We start from the raw sequence: 4876 nt of genomic DNA on the forward strand, positions 1-4876 counted from the left end.
GTTCCGCTACCTGGCCGCGCACCGCAACACGCCCTCAGGCCGCTGGGAGGAGCCTACGTCGTCGGCGCCGTCCGTGGACAGCACGCTGACGACGGCCGTGCCGGTGCGGGCGGCGATCAGCGTGGTGCCGGTCTCCCAGGCGCTGCTGGTCAGCTTGATGGTGTACGCCTCGTCCCCGAGCCCGGCCGTGACGGCGCCGGTGACCTTCACCTTGCTGTGGGTGTCGGAGTCCGTGTAGCCGGGGCAGGCGGCGACGACGTCCGCCAGGCCCTTGAGCACGTCCGCGCCCGTGGCGCCGCGATAGACGTCGATCTCCTGGTCCAGTTCGGCGGACGTGTTGCGGTTGATGTAGGAGCTCTGCGCGAACGAGACGCCCTCGACGCCGGTGAGGCTGATCCAGCTGGTGGCCGCGAGGTCGGCGCAGTGCGGCTTGGCGGCGCTCTTCGTGGCCGGCGGCTGGTAGGTGTCGCCGGTGTCGCGGGCGAGACTTGCGTCGGCGGCGAAGCCGGAGCGGAAGTACGAGGCGGGGGCCAGCGCCTTCTTCAGTTGCGTCCCCGTCAGCAGGCCCGCGTTGGGGTCGGCGGCCTTGGACGGCGTGGCGGACGCGGCCGGGCCGTCGGCGGAGTCCGCGGAGGTGGAGGACGAACAGGCGGCCAGGGCCAGCGGGAGCGCCGCGACGGCGAGCATTCTGGCGGCGGGGGACGGGAGACGCATGGAGATCCTCAAGGGTGATGCGTGTGCTGCGCCAGGCCTGGGCAGGAGACCGGGAACGCGCGGGAAGCGCGGCGGTGCCTGGGGCCTGGCCGGCGGGGCCGCAGGGTTGCCGGGCCCGGAGCGACCATAGGCGGGCGGCGGCCACAGAATGATCACCGGATGCTCAAGGCCAGGTCAAAGCATCGAGGCCGCGGAGTCTTTACCGTGCCTTGGAGAAGCGGCGGGCCGGTCGGGGAGCGACGGCTTCCGGGCGGGGCGGGCGGCGGGGGCGAGGAATTATCCGGGCTCCGCCCGTGCTGTCGTATCCACCAAGGCAGCACGCCGACGGTGTGCGAGCGAGCAGCGTGAGCGGCCGAGGCGGGCGAGGGGAAGGAACGGACATGGCAGCGCAGACGCAGAGGGCCGTGCTGGCGGGCGGATGCTTCTGGGGAATGCAGGACTTGATCCGTCGGCTTCCGGGCGTGACCGCGACCCGGGTCGGCTACACCGGGGGTGACGTGCCGAACGCGACCTACCGCAACCACGGGACCCACGCGGAGGCCATCGAGATCCTCTTCGACCCGGAGAAGACCGACTTCCGGACCGTCCTGGAGCTCTTCTTCCAGATCCACGACCCGAGCACCAAGAACCGCCAGGGCAACGACATCGGGCTCAGCTACCGCTCGGCGATCTACTACGTGGACGACGAGCAGAAGCGGATCGCCGAGGACACCATCGCCGACGTGGACGCCTCCGGACTGTGGCCCGGCAAGGTCGTCACCGAGGTGGAGCCGGTCGGGCCCTTCTGGGAGGCCGAGCCCGAGCACCAGGACTACCTGGAGCGTTACCCCGACGGCTACACCTGCCACTTCCCGCGGCCGGGCTGGCGGCTTCCCGCCCGCACGGAGGCCTGACCCGGGTCGCCCCGGCCTCCCGTCAGCGCTGCGCTTCGCCGGCCTGGACCAGGCCGGTCTCGTAGGCGATGACGACCAGCTGGGCGCGGTCGCGGGCGCCCAGTTTGGTCATCGCCCGGTTCGCGTGCGTCTTGGCGGTGACCGGGGTGACGAAGAGGCGTTCGGCGATCTCGTCGTTGGACAGGCCGGTGGCCACCAGGGTCATCACCTCGCGTTCGCGGGGGGTCAGTGCGGCCAGCCGCACGGGATCGACGAGGTCGCCGGGGGAGGGGTGGGCGAGGACCCGCGCGATGAGGCCCTTGGTGGCCGTGGGGGACAGCAACGCCTCGCCCGCGGCGACGAGGCGGACGGCGTCGAGGAGCTGAGCCGGTTCGATGCCCTTGCCGAGGAAGCCGCTGGCGCCGGCCCGAAGCGCCTCCACGACGAGTTCGTCCTCCTCGAACGTGGTGAGGACGAGGACCTTGACGCCGGCCAGATCCTCGTCCTGGCCGATCAGCCGGGTGGCCTCGATGCCGTCGACCTCGGGCATCCGGATGTCCATCACCACGACGTCGGCGCGTTCGGCGCGGGCCAGCCGCGCCGCCTCGAGGCCGTTGGACGCCTCGGCGACGACCTCCATGTCCGGTTGTGCGTCGAGGAGCAGCCGGAAGGTGCCCCGCAGGAGGGCCTGGTCGTCGGCGAGCAGAACGCGGATCGTCACGGGCGGGTCGTCCTCACGGGTCGTCAGGCTGCTGCGGGGGCGAGGGTGAGCGGCAGATCGGCTACGACCTGGAAGCCGCCATCGGGTTGTGGGCCTGCGGTGACCGTCCCGCCGATGGCGGCGGCCCGCTCCCGCATGCCGATCAGTCCGTGACCGCCGCTGCCCGCGGGCGCGCCGCCGGGACGTCCGCCGCCGGGGCGTCCGTCGTCGGTGACGGTGACCCGGAGCGTGTGCGGGCCGTAGTCCAGGTGCACGGTGGCCCGGGTGGCGGACGCGTGCTTGTGCGTGTTGGTGAGGGCCTCCTGGACGATGCGGTAGGCGGTCAGCTCGGTTGCGGGAGCCTGCGGCGCGGGGGTGCCCGTGCGGGACAGGTGAACGGCCAGCCCGCCCGCCCGGAGACCGCCGGCGAGGGCGTCGAGATCGGCGAGCCGGGGGATGGGGGCCCGGGTGCCGGGCGCGTCGTCGGGCTGACGCAACAGGCCCACCGTGGCGCGCAGTTCGTCGAGCGCGGCGCGGCTGTTCTCCTTGATGTGGGCCAACGCCTCGAAGGCCTGGTCGGGGTTGCGGCGCATCAGGTGGTGGGCCACTCCGGCCTGGGCGTTGACCAGGGTGATGTGGTGGGCCACGACGTCGTGCAGATCGCGCGCGATGCGCACCCGTTCCTCGGTGACGCGGCGCCGGGCCTCCTCCTCCTGCATGCTCTCGGCGCGCTCCACGCGCGCCCGGGCCTCCGCGAGGTGGTCACGGCGGTTGCGCACGGCGCGGCCCAGCGCGGTGGCGGCGATCGCGAAGTCGAACTGCACCAGTGCGGAACCGCCCACCAGGGACTCCGCGTGGGTGGCGGCGTGGACACCCGCGATCGCTGCGGCGGCGGCCACGCCGACGGTCCACGCGGTCCGCCGGCTGCCGAGTACGGCGAGGGTGTACAGCGCCACGAGACCGGCTGCAGGGGCCATGGCGGAGCCGGGGGCGAGGGCCATCAAGGTGAGTCCGCTCGCCACCGTGACGAGGGCGACGGGCAGCGGCCAGCGGCTGCGGAAGACGAGGGGGAGACAGGACAGCCCCGCCCACACCCCCTCCCGCCAGTGCGGCTCGTGCCAGGAGGAGTCGCCGACGGCGGTCGCCGCCACGACCACCCCGATCAGCGGCGCCGCCGGGAGCGCATCCCTGACACGGTCATGACGGGCGAGCCAGTCGCGCCACACCGTACTCACGTCCATTTCCTCACTCTAAGCAGTGCGGGCGGGCTGCAGGGGCGGTCCGTCGGCGGGCCGGACCGCATGTTCGCCCTCGGTCCGGCCGCGCTCGGCCCGTTCATCGTCGATCCGTCGATCCGTCGATCCGTCGATCTGTGGATCTGTGGATCCGTGGATCCGTGAGGCCCGTGGGTCCGCGGTCTGTTCGCCGCGTACCCACGGACGGCTCGCTCTCAGTCGGTGACACCCGCGGTCTGCGGTTCGCGCACCGGGAGCGGTGACCGCGCGGGCTCGTCCGCGGGGCCTTCGACGGACACGTTGGGCAGTGCCCTGTCCAGGCGGCGGGGCAGCCACCAGTTGGCCCGGCCGCACAGGTGCATGAGCGCGGGCACGAGGACCATGCGGATCAGCAGGGCGTCGACGGCGACGGCCACCGCGAGGCTCACGCCGAACTCGGCGATGACCCGCATGCCGCCGAAGACGAAGGAGCCGAAGACGCAGACCATGATGGTGGCGGCGACGGCGATCACCTTGCCGGTCTCGGCCTGGCCGACCCGGACCGCCCGGCGGCTGTCGCCGGTGTGGGCCCATTCCTCGCGCATCCGGCTGACCAGGAACACCTGGTAGTCCATGGACAGGCCGAACATGATGCCGACGACCAGGATCGGCACGAACGACTCGATCGGCCCGCCCGCGCCGAGACCGAGGGCTCCCGCGCCGAAGCCGTACTGGAACACCACGACGATGGCGCCGAAGGCCACGCCGATGCTGAGGACGTTGAGCACCGCGCCCACGGCCGGGATGAGCAGGCTGCGGAAGGCGATCGTCAGCAGCAGGAAGCCGAGCACGGCGATCACCAGCACGAACAGGGGGAGTTTGGACATCAGCACCGACGCGAAGTCGTCGTTGCTCGCGGTGACGCCGCCCACGTACACCTTCATGGAGGTGCCCTGCTCGGCCGGCGGGATCACCTCGTCGCGCAGGCGGCGGATCAGGTCGGAGGTGGCCGCGGACTGGGGCGAGGTCGTCGGGACGACGGAGACCACCCCGACCGTCTGCCCCTCCTTCATGGGGGCCGCCACGGCACTGGCGACGCCGTCGGCCTTCCCGAGCGCGGTGACCAGCTTCGCCTCGGCCGCCCGGTCGGCGGCGGTGGGGGCCTGAACGGCGAGGACGAGCGGCCCGTTGAAGCCGGGTCCGAACCCTTCCGCGATCATGTCGTAGGCCTGGCGGTTCGTCGAGGCGGTGGGGAGGTTGCCGTCGTCGGACGCTCCCAGGCGCAGCGAGAGCGTGGGGAAGGCGAGCGCGACCAGCACGGCCAGGGCGACGAGCGCCAGCGCCCTGGGCCGGGCCTGGACCTGTCCGGCCCAGCG

5 protein-coding genes are annotated in these 4876 nt (G+C 72.6%); 1 reads left to right on the forward strand and 4 read right to left on the reverse strand.

Translation table 11 applies throughout. The features are described 5' to 3' along the window. Positions 1-6: 6 nt before the first annotated feature. Positions 7-714, reverse strand: coding sequence for a hypothetical protein (locus tag ABT300_RS41405; protein ID WP_351687582.1), 708 nt, complete (start codon positions 712-714; stop codon positions 7-9). Between the two features lie 380 nt (positions 715-1094). On the opposite strand from ABT300_RS41405, the gene msrA reads away from it, so the two are divergent. Continuing rightward, entirely contained in the window at positions 1095-1607 is a 513-nt protein-coding gene (gene msrA / locus ABT300_RS41410) for a peptide-methionine (S)-S-oxide reductase MsrA (protein ID WP_351687585.1), read from the forward strand. 22 nt (positions 1608-1629) lie between these two features. On the opposite strand, the gene ABT300_RS41415 is transcribed toward msrA, so the two are convergent. The 3 genes from ABT300_RS41415 to ABT300_RS41425 all read right to left on the reverse strand — a co-directional run. Next, complete coding sequence (locus ABT300_RS41415; protein WP_351687588.1) at positions 1630-2307, reverse strand: response regulator; 678 nt, start codon at positions 2305-2307, stop codon at positions 1630-1632. Between the two features lie 23 nt (positions 2308-2330). Further along, entirely contained in the window at positions 2331-3527 is a 1197-nt protein-coding gene (locus tag ABT300_RS41420) for a sensor histidine kinase (protein WP_351687591.1), read from the reverse strand. A 209-nt stretch (positions 3528-3736) separates the two neighbouring features. Further along, a partial coding sequence (locus tag ABT300_RS41425) for an MMPL family transporter (RefSeq protein ID WP_351687594.1) occupies positions 3737-4876 on the reverse strand: 1140 nt, incomplete at its 5' end.

The sequence above is a fragment of the Streptomyces sp. NPDC001027 genome (assembly GCF_040299045.1).
In the GTDB taxonomy this organism is placed as follows: Bacteria; Actinomycetota; Actinomycetes; order Streptomycetales; family Streptomycetaceae; genus Streptomyces.